Genomic DNA, 15,698 nt, shown 5'->3' with positions numbered 1-15,698 from the left:
CAATAATGAATAGCCATTCGTGCTTTTAAGGCAAATGTGATTTGCCCCACCAGGCCTTATTCCGCCCGCGTGGGGCCGGTAAAGTGCGCTCCATTCCTTTGCCGAGACCTTCCCCATGAAAAAGATTCTGTTGCTCAACGGCGGCAAGCAGTTCGCCCACTCCGACGGCCGCTACAACGCCACCCTGCACGACGCCGCCCTGGCGCTGCTGGACCACGCCGGTTTCGACGTGAAAACCACTTTCATCGATGGCGGCTACGACATCGCTGAAGAAGTGCAGAAATTCCTCTGGGCCGACGTGATCATCTATCAGATGCCGGGCTGGTGGATGGGCGCGCCGTGGACCGTCAAGAAGTACATCGACGAAGTCTTCACCGAAGGCCACGGCAGCCTGTACGGCAGCGACGGCCGCACCCGTTCCGATGCCTCGCAGAAATACGGCAGCGGCGGCCTGATCCAGGGCAAGCAATACATGCTGTCGCTGACCTGGAACGCACCACAGCAAGCCTTTGACGACCCCACCGACTTCTTCGAAGCCAAGGGCGTGGACGCCGTGTACTTCCCGTTCCACAAGGCCAACCAGTTCCTGGGCATGACCGGCCTGCCGACCTTCCTGGCGGTGGACGTAATGAAGCGCCCCAACATCGAAGGCGACGTGGAACGCTACAAGGCTCACCTGGCGCAGGTGTTGGGTTTCCAACTCTGAGGTAGAGTGGGTGACCATTGTGGTAGCCGGCGTGCCGGCAAGCGTTGCAGGGAAACCCAGGTTGAAAGCCAGATCCGACGAGCTCCAGGTATTTATCTCGGTCATCGAGTGCGGCTCCATTTCAGCGGCGGCCGAGCAGGTGGGGCAAACCCCGTCGGCCATCAGCCGCACGCTGGCGCGCCTGGAAAGCAAGCTCGACACCACACTGATCAACCGCACCACCCGGCGCATGGACCTGACCGAGGAGGGGCGGTTTTTCTTCGAGCGCGCCAAGCAGATCCTGCAGCAGATGGAAGAGCTGGAAGAGCGTCTGGCGGTTCGGCACCAGACGCCCTCGGGGCGCCTGCGGGTGAACGCCGCCTCGCCGTTCATGCTGCACGCCATCGTGCCGTATGTGGACGAGTTCCGCGCGCGCTACCCGGACATCACCCTGGAACTCAACACCGACGACCTGCTGATCGACCTGCTGGAACAGAGCACCGACATCGCCATCCGCATCGGCGTGCTGGCCGACTCCACGCTGCATGCACGCCTGCTGGGCCGCAGCCCGCTGAACATCCTGGCCAGCCCCGAATACCTGCGCCGCCGTGGCACGCCCCGACATGTGCAGGACCTCAGCGAGCACAGCCTGCTGGGCTTCACCCAGCCCGACCACCTGAACCAGTGGCCCCTGCGCCATGGCGACGGCGACCGCTGGCAAGTGCAGCCGCAGCTGTCGGCGTCCAGTGGCGAGACCTTGCGCCAGCTGGCGTTGGCCGACCAGGGCATTGTCTGCCTGTCGGATTTCATGACCCATCAGGACATCGAACACGGCCGCCTGGTGCCCTTGCTGGTCGAGGCCAACAGCGGCTATCGCCAGCCGATTCACGCCGTGTACTACCGCAACTCGCAACTGGCCCTGCGCATCCAGTGCTTCCTGGACTTCATGCAGGAAAAGCTCGCCTGTTACGCCCATACGGATATCTGACGAGTCATCGGGATTGAAAACGCGGCCTTGATGGTCCTAACTGTTGGCAGCTTTTCATAACAACAGTAAGGACACCCGATGCGTATTGTGTTGTTCAAGACCCTTGCCCTGAGTGCGGCGATTGTCGCCAGCTCCTCCTCGTACGCCGCGCTGCTGGACGCTGGCGCCGTGGCCGCCCCTGACCAGTACGGCGCCAAGGTGGCGGCGCAGATTCTCAAGAAAGGCGGCAACGCCGTCGACGCCGCCGTTGCCACCGCGTTCACCCTGGCCGTGACCTACCCCGAAGCCGGCAACCTGGGCGGCGGCGGGTTCATGACCCTGTACGTGAAGGGCAAACCCTACTTCCTCGACTACCGCGAAACCGCGCCCAAGGCCGCCAGCCGCGACATGTACCTGAACGAAAAGGGCGAGGTCATCGAAAACCTCAGCCTGGTGGGCGCCAAGGCCAGCGGCGTGCCCGGTACCGTGCTGGGCCTGTGGGAAGCGCACAAGCGCTTCGGCAAACTGCCGTGGGCCGAGCTGCTGACCCCGGCCATCGGCTACGCCAAGCAAGGTTTCACCGTGGCCGACAAGCAGTTCCAATACCGCCAGGATGCGCTGAAACTGTTCAACGGCCAGACCAACTTCAACGACTACTTCGGCACCATGAAGCCTGGCCAGACCTTCCGCCAGCCCGAGCTGGCGCAAACCCTGGAGCGCATCGCCGACCAGGGCGCCAAGGACTTCTACGACGGCAAGACCGCTGACCTGCTGGTGGCGCAGATGCAGGCCGACAAAGGCCTGATCACCAAACAGGACCTGCACGACTACAAGGTCAGCTGGCGCCAGCCGCTGCACATCGACTGGCGTGGCAACCTGATTTACACCGCGCCGCTGCCCAGCTCCGGCGGCATTGCGCTGGCGCAACTGCTGGGCATCAAGGACATCCGCAAGGCCGACTTCAAGGGTGTGCCGCTCAATTCCGCGCGCTACATCCACCTGCTGGCCGAGATCGAGAAGCGCGTGTTCGCCGACCGCGCCAACTACCTGGGTGACCCGGACTTCAACGATGTGCCGGTGAACAAGCTGATCGCCCCGGCCTACCTGCTCAAGCGCGCCGACGAGGTCAACCCCACGGCCATCTCCGCCACCGAGAATGTGCACCCCGGCCTCGAGGCACACCAGACCACGCACTTCTCGATCATCGACCACGATGGCAACGCAGTCAGCAACACCTACACCCTGAACTGGGACTACGGCAGCGGCGTGGTGGTGAAGGGCGCAGGCTTCCTGCTCAACGACGAAATGGACGACTTCAGTTCCAAGCCGGGCGTGGCCAACGCCTTTGGCGTAGTGGGCGGCGACGCCAACGCCATCCAGCCGGGCAAGCGCATGCTGTCGTCCATGAGCCCCACCCTGGTGACCCGCGACGGGCGCGTGACCATGGTCATTGGCACGCCGGGCGGTTCGCGGATCTTCACCTCGATCTTCCAGGTGCTCAACAACGTCTACGACTACCACCTGCCGCTGGCCAAGGCCGTGGCGGCGCAGCGCGTGCATCACCAGTTGCTGCCCAAGGACACCATTTACTACGACAGCTTCGCGCCGCTGACCGGCGAGGCCGCCGAGCAGTTGAAAGCCATGGGCTACACCCTGGAAGACCAGGGCTGGGAGATGGGCGATATCCAGGCCATCAAGGTGGATGGCCGCAAGGTCGAGACCGCCTCTGACCCGCGTGGCCGTGGGGTAGGGCTGTTGGCCAAGTGATTGCGCCGGGAAGTTCATGATGTAGATCGCGCTTAGCGGTAAGATAACTTCCTTTTCACCCGTAGCCGCTGCCGCCAGGCTGCGGCTACGGGTACGAAGCCCGCCTGCCGATCAGGACATTCCATGAAACGCGTTGCCCTTGCCCTCGCCATCGCAGCGACCGCCGCCTGCGCCCACCAGCCAGCTGCCGACCCGGCACCCAAGCCACCCGTGGCCAAGGCCCAGCCGACCATCAAAGTGCCGGCCCCGGTCGACAAGGCCAACCAGCTGATGTTCGACATGGTCAAGCGCACCCCCCTGAGCAACAGCGTGCTGCGCGATGGCGACCAACTCAGCTTCATGATCATCCGCGCCAAGGACGACACCCTGCGCCAGGACATCATGATGCAGATCCAGGCCTCTTGCGTGGAGCCATCGGCCAAGCTGATGTACTTCGACGGCGGCAAGCGGTCCTACGTGAAAAGCCAGGACGGCCTGTACATGCCCGCCGTGCGCATGCGCAAGGACGTGGCCGAGGCCCTGCTGAAGAACCCCGATTTCGTCGACGCCTGCCACAACACCCCGCTGCCCGACTGGCGCGTGGTGCACACTGCCGCCAACGGCCAGCAGACCCTGATCGACCGCGCCAGCATCAAGCCCCAGGGCGACACCCTGCGCTTCTGGACGGCCTGGGATGAGCCGGTCACCACCTTCGACCTGCCGTACTACGCGCCCATGGCGCAGAAGCGCGAATACGTGGCAGTGGACTGCAAGCAGCAGACCTTCAAAGTGCTGTCCGGTTTCGACCTGGACGAGCGCAACCGCGTGACCGACGGCGCCGTGCACTTCGTGCCCGATGCCCAGCAGATCGCCCGCGACACCGATAACCAGGCCACCTACAAAGCCATCTGCGGCAACCCCCAGGCGTTGGGCAAGCTGCCGGCCTTCAGCCCGCGCGTCAAGGCACCGCTGGCCGCGCCGTACCCCGGCGTGATGGCGCTGCCGTTGGCGGCCATTCACAAGCTGGGCATGCCCGCGCCGCGCAAGCCGCTGACTTACCTGTCCGAGACCGGCACCGCCAACGGTCCCAACGGCGCGATGCCGCTCAATGTCGAGACCTTCATCGAGCATGACCCGGTGACCGGCCAGTTGGCCGTGCGCTCCAGCAGCGACGGTTTCGACAGCAGCGAAGTGTCGTTCCGCGGCCTGTTCTCGCTGGCCAGCAAGACCACCTTCCATGGCCTGGACACCGTGTTCGAAAGCTCGGCGGTGATCGATGCGCAGTTCCATGGCAACTGGCGCACCCTGCCGGTGGGCAGCAACGTTGGCGTGACCCTGGACACCAGCGCCGTCAGCGCCCAGACCGGCGCCGTGCTCAACCGCGCCACTGTTGAATGCGCGGTCAAAAGCCAGGTTGCGGCCAGCCAGGTCAACCCGCGCCTCAGCGGGCAGGCCAAGTTGATGCGTTGCACCATCAACAGTGAAAAACGCCAGAGCGTCGATACCCTGTACTACCTGGAAGACTACGGTTACTTCTACCAGTCGGGCACCGACAAGAACGACCACTATTACAGCGAGCGCCAGCTGCAGAAGGTGCGCTAACCAGGAATCGCGTCGCCTGCATCGCGGCCAAGGCCGGCTCCTACCCCGGACGGTGTAGGAGCCGGCCTTGGCCGCGATGGCGTCAGTGTAAACACCGCCGATTTAGCTGTGTTTCATGGAGAAAATAGCTATGCAACGTCTGCCTCTAGCGCTGCTCATCACCCTGGTGGCCGGATGCGCCCAGCACCCGCCCACCCCCACGCCTGAAGCGCCCAAGCCTCACCCACTCACCGACGCCGAGAAAATGCTCAGCGACACCCTGGCCCTGCCGCCGGTGCCCGAGTCGGTGATGCGCGATGGCGACAACCTCAGCTACCTGGCCGTGCCGCCCGTTACCGAGCAGCAGCCGGTGCCGTTCGCCGCGCAGATCGAAGCCTCATGCACTCAATACCAGGCGCGTATCGCCTACGTGCAGGGCGAGAAACGGGTGTATTTCGGCAGCAGCAACGGCGGCTACATGACGCCACGCAATGTGCCTGAAGAACTGTCCGAACCGCTGAAGAACAACGCTGCCTTCAAGGCCGCCTGCCAGGCCACCACCGTCCCCGAGTGGCGGGTGATCAAGGGCGGCAACGATGTGTTCTGGGTGCTATTGGACCGCAACAGCATCAAGGCCGACGGCAGCGAGATCCGTTTCTGGTCGGCCCTGGACGAGCCCATCGTCACCGCCGGCAAGCCCTACCATGCCCCCAGCGCGCAGAAGCGCGAGCATTACGCGGTGGATTGCTCAAAGCAGACCTACCGCCTGCTGATGGGCTACGACGTCGATGAACGCAACACGGTAACCGACGGCAAATTGTTCAAGGACCCGCAGCCGCAACCGGTCAGCCGCAGCGTGCCCGAATACCAGATGCTGTTCAGCAGCGTCTGCGGCAAGCCCGAGTCGCTGGCGCAGTTGCCTGCCTACAGCCCGCGCAGCAAGGCGCCGATCGACACGCCGTTGCCCGCCGTAGGCGCGGTGCCGCTCACCGCCATCAAGCACCTGAACCTGGCGCCGCCAAGCAAACGCTTCAAGCAGACCCTGGAAACCGGCATGGCCAACACCGCCAAGAGCAACCTGCCGATCCGTGAGGAACGCTTCTTTGAAATCGACAAGGCCAGCGGCCAGTTGGGTATCCGCGTGCGGGGCGACAGTTACGAAGGCAAGGAAGTGAGCTTCCGTGGTTTGGTGTCGCTGGCGCAGAGCACGCGGTTCTTCGGCAAGACGGTGATGGCAGAGGAAGCGATGCTGACCAACCTCACCTTCATCGGCGACTGGCAGCAGATGCCGGTGGGCAAGGAACTGGCGTACATCACCCAGGGCAAACGCAAGAACTCGATGATGGGTGACCTGGGCGAGAGCCGCCAGGTGGTCAAGTGCATGGTGGACAGCGAGGCGTCGGCGGCGCAGATCAATGCCAGCCTCAGCGGCCAGGCGAAGAAGCTGCGGTGCAGCGGGGAGGGGGATCCGTACAACCGGGTGGATACGGTGTGGTACCTGGAGGACTACGGGTATTTCTTCAAGCAGGGCACCGACAAGAACGCCCTGTACTACGACGAGCGCACGCTCCAGACCGTGCAGTGAGGGCCCTCGTGGGAGCGGGCTCTGCCCGCGAAAAGAACACCGCGCTGTTCCAGGAACACGGTGGTGTCTTCTTCGCGGGCAGAGCCCGCTCCCACGTTTAAAAGCGTGCGGGGTGTTACACGCGGAAATGGCTGACCATCATCTGCAACTGATTGCCCAACCGCGCCAGCTCAACACTGGACGCCGCCGTCTCTTCACTGGCCGCTGCCGTCTGCTCCGACACGTCACGGACATTGATGATGCTGCGGCTGATCTCTTCAGCCACCGAGCTTTGCTGCTCGGCCGCCGCGGCGATCTGCTGGTTCATCAGCTGGATGTTCGACACCGTGCGGGTGATGTTCTCCAGTGACACGCCGGCCTGGCGGGTCAACGCCACACTGCTGTCGGTCAGTTGACGGCTGCTGAGCATCACGTTGGCCACCTGCTGGGTGCCGCTCTGCAAGCCAGCCACCAGGCCTTCGATTTCCTCGGTGGACTTCTGCGTGCGTTGCGCCAGGCCACGCACCTCGTCCGCCACCACGGCAAAACCACGACCGGCTTCACCGGCACGCGCCGCTTCGATCGCCGCGTTCAGCGCCAACAGGTTGGTCTGCTCGGCCACGGCCTTGATCACGTCCATGACCTTGCCGATCTTGTCGCTTTCCTGCTGCAGCTGGCCCATGGCTTCGGTGGAGCGATTGACCTCACTGGCCAGGCGCTCGATCTGGTCGATGGCCTGGTTGACCACTTTGTCGCCGTCACGGGCCTGGCTGTCGGCGTCGGTAGCCGCCATGGAGGCCTGCTCGGCATTGCGCGCCACTTCCTGCACGGTGGCCGTCATTTCGTGCATCGCCGTGGCCACCTGATCGGTTTCCACTTTCTGGTTGTTCACGCCGGCGCTGGTCTGCTCGGTCACGGCCGACAGTTCTTCGGCGGCGCTGGCGATCTGGGTCACGCCGTCGCGGATGCTGGTGATCAGCTCGCGCAGGGTGGTGCCCATGTTCTGGATGCCTTGCTGCAGCACGCCCAACTCGTCCTTGCGGGTAACGCGCAGGGTCTGGGTCAGGTCGCCATCGGCGATGCGCTTCACCGCGTCCAGGGTTTCCTGGATGGGGCGGGTGATCTGGCGGGTGATGATGACGGCTGCGGCAATGCCGAACAGCAGTGCCAGCAGGGTGGCGATCACCTGCACGCTCTGGGCCTGGCCACTTTCAACATCACGGCGATCCAGCTGCAACTGATACAGGGCGTCGCTGATGCGCACAATCTCGTTGCCTTCGTCGGTCATTTCCTTGCGGGCCTGGACGATGTCGGCGTTGGCTGCCTTGAAGCGGTTGAGCGCCGCGCGGTAGCTGTTGACGGCGCTCTCGTACAGCTTGATGCCGTCCTGTTGGCCCGGCAGCGCGCTGTACAGCGGAGCCACCGCCGCCTGGGCGGTATCGAGCTGGGCGAACGCGGTCTGTTCGTTGGCAGCGCTGGCATCACCCAGGTAGCCACGCACTTCGTAGCGCACTACCAGCAGCAGGTCCTTGGCTTTGCTCACCGCGACCACTTCTTCCATGCGGCGATCCGCCTGCACCGACAGGTTGACCTTGTCGATGGTCTGGAAAGCGGCAATGGCCGTGTCGTTCAGGTCCTGACGCGCCGCGTTGCTGGTGCGGTAGGCGGCGCGCATCTTGTTCAGCGAGACCTTGTAGGCTTCCAGTTGACCATTCTGCTCTTTGAGCAGCTTGATGTTTTCCGGGCTCTTGAAGGTATCGAGGATTTTTTTCTGCTGGGCCTCGAAGCCGTCCAGGGTGGTTTGCACCAATTGCGCTGCGGTGTCGTCGCCGTTGGCCAGCATGTACTGCAGGCGCGCCACGCGCAGTTTGGTCAAGGCAGAGTTGAGCTGGGTGATGTCACTCATCCAGTTACTGCGGTTAATCAGGCCACCCATGCTGTTCCAGCCGGCGGCGGCCAGCAGGGTGGTCAGTACCAGCACCAGGCCAAAACCCAGTCCCAGTTTTTTGTTCACGCTTATGTTGGCAAACCAACTGTTCATTATTCCCTCCGGAAACGTGTGCGCTTCTTGATCGTTGGTTGCTGGGGGTATTTTTTTATCGTTGGCAGCCAGCAGATTTTCTTTCTTCTTAGGCACGGTTTATCGGCGGGGAAAGCGCAAACATGAAATTTTAGTCATAAGCCTGTAGCCGCTGCCGTCAGGCTGCGCTGGCCCTGTGCCCCGCTGGAGAAGTCCAGTGAATGTGGGGGGCAGCGCAGCCTGGCGGCAGCGGCTACAGGTGGGCGGGGTGTCAGGCGAATTCTTGCAGGGCGTCTTGCACCGCCGCGATGAAGTACTCATGCGACGAACGGTCAAACAGCACGTCGAACGTCGGCACCTCGTCGCCTACGTTGATCACGATCACATTGATTCGCGCCGCCGAGGTCTGTGCCACCGCCCCCGCGCCAAACGCCTCGGGCCGCAGGTCCACGCCACACAATTTGGCCATCAACGCCGGCAGCAGGCTGCCGCTCAGCCGTATCCAGGCATGGCTGTCCTGCCGCGGCAGCAGGTAGTTGGCGCTGTGGTCCAGCTCCCAGCGCGCTTCTTCATCGGCAATGCGCTGGCCTTGGTCGCCCTGGCTGCCGAGTAGCAAATACTCGGTCTGCGACAAGCGCGCCACCCGGCTGCCATCGGCCTGCACCACGGCGCGGTTGGGCGCTGCGGGCAGTTGGAAGCCGCGCTGCTGCAGGTAGGCGGCGCTGTCGGCGCCACGAAAGCCCACCCGGGGCAGGTCGAGCAAATCCAGCAGGGCGCAGGGTTGCACGGCCTGCCCGATGTAATCTTCAGCTTTGAGACTGGACATGGCTTACAGCTCCTGGCGCAGGTTGTCGGGGTCGAAGAAGGGCAGCTTGACCACGGTGGCCTCGACCACCACACCGCCTTCCACGCGGATCGGGATTTTCTGGCCGGGTTGGCTCTGGTCAAAACCGGCATAGGCCAGGCCAATCACCTGCCCCAGGGTTTCGGAGTATTCGCACGAGGTGACGTTGCCGCTGATGTCCGGCCCGCTCAGTACCAGGTGGCCTTCCAGCGGTTGCAGCGAGCCTTTGGGCAGGGTGAAGCCCACCAGCTTGCGGGTCATGGGCTGGGCTTCGAGGATGTCTACCGAGCGTCGGCCCACGAAGAAGGGCTTGGTACGGCTGACCGCCCAGCCCATGTCGATCTCGGCGGGGTGGGTCATGCCGTCGGTGTCCTGGCTGATGATCACGTGGCCTTTTTCCAGGCGCAGCAGGCGCTGGGTTTCGACGCCGAAGGGGCGAATGTCGAAGGCCTTGCCGGCTTCCGTCAACGCGTCCCACAGCTTCGGCGCGTGGCGGGCCGGCACGTGGATTTCATAGCCCAGCTCGCCGACGAAGCCTACCCGCAACAGCCGCGCCTTGATGCCGGCGACGGTGCCCTGGCGCACGGCCAGGTAAGGGAAACCGGCGGGCGACAGGTCCAGGTCGGTGCACACTTTTTCCAGCACTTTGCGCGCATCCGGCCCCGCCACGTTCACCGCCGAAATGGCCGCGGTGACGTTGGCGATGTCGACGTTCAGCCGCCATTGCGCGTTCCATTTCAGCATCTGCTGGTAGATACGGTCGACGCCGCTGGTGGTGGCCGTGACGTAGAAATGATTCTCGGCAAACCGTGCGCACACGCCGTCGTCGATCACCACGCCGTGTTCGTTGGTCATCAGTGCATAGCGCGAGCGGCCCACCGGCTGCTTGAGGAAAGCGAAGGTGTACATGCGGTTGAGCAGCTCGGCCGCATCCGGGCCACGCACATCCAGGCCGCCCAGGGTGGAGACGTCGATGATGCCGACCTTGTTGCGCACATGCAGCGCCTCGGCCTGCATGCACAGCTCACGCTGCGACGCCCTGCCGTAATAGGCCGGGCGCTGCCAGATGCCGGCGGGCATCATCTTCGCCCCGGCTTCCAGGTGACGGCGGTGCAGCGGCGTTTGCCGATACGGATCAAAGGCGCGGCCGGCGACATGGGCCAGCTTTTCGGCCACGAAAGGCGGGCGCGCCGTGGTGACGCCGGTCTCGCTGATATTGCGCTGGGTGGCCTGTGCCACCAACCGCGCCGTGGGCAAGGCCGAGTGACGGCCCTGGGACGGGCCCATGCCGACGGTGGAGTAGCGCTTGACCAGTTGCACGTCGCGGTAGCCGATTTTGGTGGCGTTGATGATGTCCTGCACTTGCAGGTCTTCATCGAAGTCGACGAAGTCCTTGCCCTTGGGGTGCGGGAAGATCGGCCAGGCAAAGTTGACCCGCGCTTCGGGCGCCAGGTTGACGCGCACCTGGGCGTTCAGGCCCAGGGCCGTGACGATGTCGGCGGCGCAGTTGCTGGCGTCGCTGAGCACGTTGTCCAGGCTGTGGCAGCCGTTCACCGAGCCGGCCACATGCAGAATCTTCGGCAGGCCGCTGAGGCTGAATTCGGCCAGTTGGTCGTCGTAGGCCAGCTTGCCGCCGGCCTGGCACAGCAGTTGGTAGACCGGCATGTAGCCGCCGGACATACACAGCAGATCGCAGTCCAGTTTCAGCGCGCTGCTGGCCACCTGGCCCTGGCCGGTGATTTTGCGCAGTTCCACGCCGCTGACGTGGCGCATGCCGCTTTCGTGCAGGGCTTCGAACACGGTGGTGTCGACATGCAAGGGGATGGAGCGATGCTCCAGTGCGCGCAGCAGGGCGCGGTCGGCGGGGCCGTTGCGCAGGTCGACCACGGCGGCCACTTTCACACCCTGCTCGTGCAGGTCCAGGGCGGCCAGGTAGCCGTCATCGTTGCCGGTCAGCACCACGGCGGTGTTGCCTGGCTTCACCGCATACAGCTTCATCAGCCGCTGGGCGGCGCTGGTCAGCATCACCCCGGGCAGGTCGTTGTTGCGGAAAATCACCGGCTGGTCGAATGAGCCGCTGGCGATCAGGCACTGCTGGGCACGCACCTTGTACATCCGCTTGCCCTGAATCACCGGCAGGTAGTTGTCGGTAAACCAGGCGTTGCAGGTGGCCTGTTTGAGGATCTGGATATTGGCGTGGTTCTCCACTGCGCTCACCAGTTCGCGGCGCAGGGTTTCGGCGCGGCTGCCGTCGATGTCGAAGCGCGCGTACGTCAGCGAGCCACCGAGGATCGGGCTTTGCTCGATCAGCAGCACCTTGGCGCCGGCATTGGCCGCACTGAGCGCGGCTTGCAGGCCGGCGGGCCCGGCGCCGATCACGGCCAGGTCGGTGAACAGGTAGGCCTTGTCGTAATACTCAGGCTGGAACTTCAGGTCCAGCACACCCAGCCCGGCCTTCTTGCGAATGATCGGTTCCCACACCTTCCACATGCCCTTGGGCTTGTAGAACGAGCGGTAGTAGAAACCCACCGGCATGAACTTGGAGAATTTGCCCAGCCAGGCATCCTTGTCGTTATCCAGGCTGCCGTTGAAGTTCTGCCCGGTGGCGGCCAGGCCCTGTTCCAGCGGCTGCATGTCGGCCAGCACGTTGGGCTCGCGCGGCAGTTGCACCAGGCTGTTGGCGTCCTGCCCGGCCATGCTCAGCGGGCCGCGCGGGCGGTGGTATTTGAACGAGCGCGACAACAGGAAGCGACCGTTGGCCAGCAGCGCACTGGCGATGCTGTCACCGGCGAAACCCTGGTAGGGCTTGTCGTCGAAACTGAAAGTCAGTGGCTGGTTGCGGTCGATCAGCAGGCCCATGGGGGCGGGGAGGCGGTTCATCCTGCGATCTCCTTGGCGGCGAATTCCACGCGGGTGGTGAAGACTTCCTTCGGGTCGAAGGTGCGGATGATTTCGTCAGTGACTGTGTGGCGCTCGGCCAGGAACCAGTAGCTGGACGGGGTGTGCATCCACCATTCGCGCACCACGCCGGCGAGGTTCTCGCAGTTGAACACGTAGTCGGCCCATTCGGCGTCGGTGCAGGTGGCGGGGTCGGGCATGGCCTTGAACTCGCCGCCGTAGGTGAATTCGCTGATGTTGCGCGGCCCGTTGAGCGGGCAATTCATGATTTTCATCGTCCGATCCTCAGTGGCTGGCCGCGGTGGCGCCCATTTCGTTGACCTGCTTGAAGGTGCTGAAGCGCGCCAGGCTGAACGGCTTGATCAGCTCCGGCACCTTGCCGCCGCTGGCCACCAGTTCGGCCATGGTCTTGCCGCAAATGGGCGTGGCCTTGAAGCCCCAGGTGCCCCAGCCGGCGTCCAGGTAGTAATTCTTCACCGGTGAAAGGCCCATGATCGGGCTGTAGTCCGGGGTCATGTCGGTGATGCCCGCCCACTGGCGCATCAGCTTGGCGTTGGCCAGGAAGGGGAACATCTCGATGGCATGGGCCAGCAGGCTTTCCTTCAATTCCAGAGTGGAGCGCGTGTTGAACAGCGGGTACGGGTCGGAACCACCGCCGAACACCACTTCGCCACGGCTGGTCTGCTGCACGTAGCAGTGCAGCGCCGAGGAACTCACCAGCGGGTCGAGGAACGGCTTGAACGGCTGGGTCACCATGGCCTGCAGCGGGAAAGTCTGGATCGGCGAGCGGATGCCGGCCTTGGCCATCATCTGCGAGCTCATGCCGGCGATGGCTTGCACCGCGCAGCCACACTGGACGGTGCCGCGGTTGGTCTTCACCGCGGTGATGGCGCCGTTCTCGATCACCAGTTCCTGCACTTCGGTGAGCTGGTGGATCTCCACCCCGCGCTTGGCTGCCTGCTTGGCGTAGCCCCAGGCCACGGCGTCGTGGCGGGCGGTGGCGCCATCCATGTGCCACAGCCCGGCGATCACCGGCAGGTGGCCGGGGTCCAGGTTGAGGGTGGGCACCAGTTCGCGGATCTGCTGGCGGTCGATCATCTCGGTGCGGCCGCCGAAGTGCTTGTTCACTTCGGCGCGCTGGCGGAACGAGCGTACGGTGGCGTCGGTGTGGGCCAGGGTCAGCTGGCCACGGTGCGAATACATGATGTTGAAGTCGAATTCGTTGGACAGGCCTTCGAACATACGCACCGATTCGGCGTAGAACTTCACCCCTTCGCTGGTCAGGTAGTTGGAGCGAATCACCGCCGTGTTGCGTGCGGTGTTGCCGCCGCCCAGGTAGGATTTTTCCAGCACGGCGATATTGGTGATGCCGTGGTACTTGGCCAGGTAATAGGCCGTGGCCAGCCCGTGACCGCCTCCGCCAATGATCACCACGTCGTAGCGGGGTTTGAGTTCCTTGGGCGCGGGCAGGTCGACCTCGACCGGGTACTCCGCGCTCAGGCCATATTTCAACAGGTTGAAAGGCATGGGGCCTCCGACAGACTGCGTTGGGTATTGGCCTGCTGCAGCGCAGCGGTCAGGGTGTTTTTCATCAGGAAGGCGATGGTCATGGGGCCTACGCCACCGGGCACTGGGGTGATGGCGGCTGCCACCGGCAGCGCGCTGGCAAAGTCGACGTCGCCCACCAGGCGGCTGCGGCCGTTGTCGTCGATGCGGTTGATGCCCACGTCGATCACTACGCAGCCGGGCTTGAGCCAACCGGCGTCGATCATCTGCGGGCGGCCGACGGCGGCCACCACGATGTCGGCCTGGCGGCACAGCTCGCGGGCGTTGACGCTGCGCGAGTGCAGCACGGTGACCGAGCAATGGGCCTGCAACAGCAGGGCGGCCATGGGTTTACCGACGATGTTGGAGCGACCGATGACCACCGCGTGCTTGCCGCTCAGGTCGCCCAGGGTGGCCTGCAGCAAATGCATGCAGCCGGTGGGCGTGCAAGGGGTGAGCACGTCGCGGCCCTGGCTGAGGCCGCCGACGTTTTCGCTGTGGAAACCGTCCACGTCCTTGGCCGGCGCAATCGCCTGCAAGGCCAGGGCTTCTTCTATATGCGCCGGCAGCGGCAGCTGCAGCAGGATGCCATTGACGCTGCTGTCAGCGTTGAGCCGGGCGATCAATGCCAGCACTTCGGCCTGGGTGGTGTCCGCGGGCAGGCGGTATTCCAGCGAGCGGATGCCGGCTTCCTCGGCGCGCAGGATCTTGTTGCGCACGTACACGTGGCTGGCCGGATCATCGCCCACCAGGATCACCGCCAGGGCGGGGTGGATGCCGTGCCGGACGATGTCGGCTTTTACCTGGCGCAGCACCCCGGCCGCCGCCGTCTTGCCGTCAATCAACTTGAGACTGTTCACCGGAAGATCACCGTGCGGTCCTGGTTGAGGAACACGCGGTGCTGCAGGTGGTATTTCACCGCCTTGGACAGCGCCACGGTTTCGGTATCGCGGCCGATGGCGACCAGGTCATCGGGCAGGTAGGCATGGTCCACGCGCTGCACTTCCTGCTCGATGATCGGGCCTTCGTCCAGGTCGCTGGTGACGTAGTGGGCGGTGGCGCCGATCAGCTTCACGCCGCGCTGGTAGGCCTGGTGGTAGGGCTTGGCGCCCTTGAAGCCGGGCAGGAACGAGTGATGGATGTTGATGGCGCGCCCCGACAGTTGCTTGCACAGATCGTCGGAGAGGATCTGCATGTAGCGGGCCAGCACCACCAGGTCGGTCTGGGTTTCGTCCACCACCTTCATCAGCTCGGCTTCCTGGCGCGCCTTGGTGTCCTTGGTCACGGGCAGGTAGATGAAACGGATGCCCTCGCGCTCGGCCATGGGCCGCAGCTCCAGGTGGTTGGAGACGATGGCGGTGATGGTCATGTCCATCTCGCCCTTGTGGTAGCGGTACAGCAGGTCGGTGAGGCAGTGGTCGAACTTGCTCACCATCAGCAGCACGCGCATGGGCCGGCTGTTGTCGTGCAGCTCCCAGTCCATGTCGAACTGGCCGGCCACGTCGCCGAAACCGGCCTTGAGTTGATCGATATCGCCGAGGTGGCCGTCGTTGAAGCGAAACACCGCCCGCATGAAAAACCGCCCGCTGAGTTCGTCGTCGAACTGGGCCATCTCGCCGATGTAGCACGCGTTGCCCGCCAGGTACGAGGTCACCGCGGCCACGATGCCCGACGTGGCCGGGCAACTGATCTTGAGAATGAATTGGTGTTTTTCGTGTTGCATGGCTTGTCCTCGGGGGAAGGGTGGCGGCAGCGCATCGCAGGGCGAAAAAAGGCGTCCCACAGGAAATTGCCTGTGGGGAATAAAATATTCCTTGGTGGGTTTTATAGGGGAAAGCGCGGGGGGCG

12 protein-coding genes and 1 pseudogene are annotated in these 15,698 nt (G+C 64.0%); 5 read left to right on the top strand and 8 right to left on the bottom strand.

Annotated features, from left to right (window positions below; translation table 11 throughout):
• Window positions 1–115: 115 nt before the first annotated feature.
• From mdaB to ACZ9GA_RS24905, 5 genes are all read left to right on the top strand, one after another.
• The gene (gene mdaB, locus ACZ9GA_RS24925; protein WP_027981979.1) at window positions 116–706 is read left to right on the top strand and encodes an NADPH:quinone oxidoreductase MdaB; all 591 of its coding nucleotides are present in this window, start codon (window positions 116–118) and stop codon (window positions 704–706) included.
• 61 nt (window positions 707–767) lie between these two features.
• Window positions 768–1,673: a LysR substrate-binding domain-containing protein gene (locus ACZ9GA_RS24920; RefSeq protein WP_457360072.1), complete on the top strand. Its 906-nt coding sequence runs from the start codon at window positions 768–770 to the stop codon at window positions 1,671–1,673.
• A gap of 78 nt (window positions 1,674–1,751) precedes the next feature.
• Window positions 1,752–3,419: a gamma-glutamyltransferase gene (ggt, locus tag ACZ9GA_RS24915; RefSeq protein WP_457360074.1), complete on the top strand. Its 1,668-nt coding sequence runs from the start codon at window positions 1,752–1,754 to the stop codon at window positions 3,417–3,419.
• Between the two features lie 123 nt (window positions 3,420–3,542).
• Complete coding sequence (locus ACZ9GA_RS24910; protein WP_457360076.1) at window positions 3,543–5,000, top strand: surface-adhesin E family protein; 1,458 nt, start codon at window positions 3,543–3,545, stop codon at window positions 4,998–5,000.
• A gap of 130 nt (window positions 5,001–5,130) precedes the next feature.
• Window positions 5,131–6,564, top strand: coding sequence for a hypothetical protein (locus ACZ9GA_RS24905; RefSeq protein ID WP_457360078.1), 1,434 nt, complete (start codon window positions 5,131–5,133; stop codon window positions 6,562–6,564).
• 115 nt (window positions 6,565–6,679) lie between these two features.
• On the opposite strand, the gene ACZ9GA_RS24900 is transcribed toward ACZ9GA_RS24905, so the two are convergent.
• From ACZ9GA_RS24900 to purU, 8 genes and pseudogenes are all read right to left on the bottom strand, one after another.
• Window positions 6,680–7,393: a methyl-accepting chemotaxis protein gene (locus tag ACZ9GA_RS24900; RefSeq protein WP_476227672.1), complete on the bottom strand. Its 714-nt coding sequence runs from the start codon at window positions 7,391–7,393 to the stop codon at window positions 6,680–6,682.
• A gap of 141 nt (window positions 7,394–7,534) precedes the next feature.
• Window positions 7,535–8,449 (bottom strand): annotated as a pseudogene (locus ACZ9GA_RS24895) (methyl-accepting chemotaxis protein); the annotation flags it as partial.
• Between the two features lie 385 nt (window positions 8,450–8,834).
• A complete protein-coding gene (locus ACZ9GA_RS24890) occupies window positions 8,835–9,389 on the bottom strand; it encodes a sarcosine oxidase subunit gamma (protein WP_457360080.1) in 555 nt (184 codons plus the stop codon).
• Between the two features lie 3 nt (window positions 9,390–9,392).
• Window positions 9,393–12,287 carry a 2Fe-2S iron-sulfur cluster-binding protein gene (locus tag ACZ9GA_RS24885; RefSeq protein WP_457360081.1) on the bottom strand — a complete coding sequence of 965 codons (2,895 nt, stop codon included), beginning with the start codon at window positions 12,285–12,287 and terminating at the stop codon, window positions 9,393–9,395.
• Window positions 12,284–12,580, bottom strand: coding sequence for a sarcosine oxidase subunit delta (locus tag ACZ9GA_RS24880; protein ID WP_457360083.1), 297 nt, complete (start codon window positions 12,578–12,580; stop codon window positions 12,284–12,286). Before ACZ9GA_RS24880 ends, ACZ9GA_RS24885 begins: the two co-directional genes overlap by 4 nt.
• Window positions 12,581–12,590: 10 nt before the next feature.
• Entirely contained in the window at window positions 12,591–13,832 is a 1,242-nt protein-coding gene (locus tag ACZ9GA_RS24875) for an FAD-dependent oxidoreductase (RefSeq protein WP_457360085.1), read from the bottom strand.
• Window positions 13,814–14,710 carry a bifunctional methylenetetrahydrofolate dehydrogenase/methenyltetrahydrofolate cyclohydrolase FolD gene (gene folD / locus ACZ9GA_RS24870; protein ID WP_457360087.1) on the bottom strand — a complete coding sequence of 299 codons (897 nt, stop codon included), beginning with the start codon at window positions 14,708–14,710 and terminating at the stop codon, window positions 13,814–13,816. Before folD ends, ACZ9GA_RS24875 begins: the two co-directional genes overlap by 19 nt.
• A complete protein-coding gene (gene purU / locus ACZ9GA_RS24865; protein WP_457360089.1) occupies window positions 14,707–15,573 on the bottom strand; it encodes a formyltetrahydrofolate deformylase in 867 nt (288 codons plus the stop codon). The genes folD and purU overlap by 4 nt, the downstream gene beginning before the upstream one ends.
• Between the last annotated feature and the right edge of the window lie 125 nt (window positions 15,574–15,698).

This window comes from Pseudomonas sp. TE3644, assembly GCF_056278815.1.
Note: the sequence above shows the minus strand (reverse complement) of the source record. Positions and strands in the feature narration are given on the sequence as shown.

Excerpts from the sequence above, each read along its gene's own strand:
- mdaB (WP_027981979.1), top strand. The coding sequence starts at position 116 with ATGAAAAAGATTCTGTTGCTCAACGGCGGCAAGCAGTTCGCCCACTCC.
- ggt (WP_457360074.1), top strand. The coding sequence starts at position 1,752 with ATGCGTATTGTGTTGTTCAAGACCCTTGCCCTGAGTGCGGCGATTGTC.
- ACZ9GA_RS24910 (WP_457360076.1), top strand. The coding sequence starts at position 3,543 with ATGAAACGCGTTGCCCTTGCCCTCGCCATCGCAGCGACCGCCGCCTGC.
- ACZ9GA_RS24905 (WP_457360078.1), top strand. The coding sequence starts at position 5,131 with ATGCAACGTCTGCCTCTAGCGCTGCTCATCACCCTGGTGGCCGGATGC.
- ACZ9GA_RS24900 (WP_476227672.1), bottom strand. The coding sequence starts at position 7,393 with ATGCACGAAATGACGGCCACCGTGCAGGAAGTGGCGCGCAATGCCGAG.
- ACZ9GA_RS24890 (WP_457360080.1), bottom strand. The coding sequence starts at position 9,389 with ATGTCCAGTCTCAAAGCTGAAGATTACATCGGGCAGGCCGTGCAACCC.
- ACZ9GA_RS24885 (WP_457360081.1), bottom strand. The coding sequence starts at position 12,287 with ATGAACCGCCTCCCCGCCCCCATGGGCCTGCTGATCGACCGCAACCAG.
- ACZ9GA_RS24880 (WP_457360083.1), bottom strand. The coding sequence starts at position 12,580 with ATGAAAATCATGAATTGCCCGCTCAACGGGCCGCGCAACATCAGCGAA.
- ACZ9GA_RS24875 (WP_457360085.1), bottom strand. The coding sequence starts at position 13,832 with ATGCCTTTCAACCTGTTGAAATATGGCCTGAGCGCGGAGTACCCGGTC.
- purU (WP_457360089.1), bottom strand. The coding sequence starts at position 15,573 with ATGCAACACGAAAAACACCAATTCATTCTCAAGATCAGTTGCCCGGCC.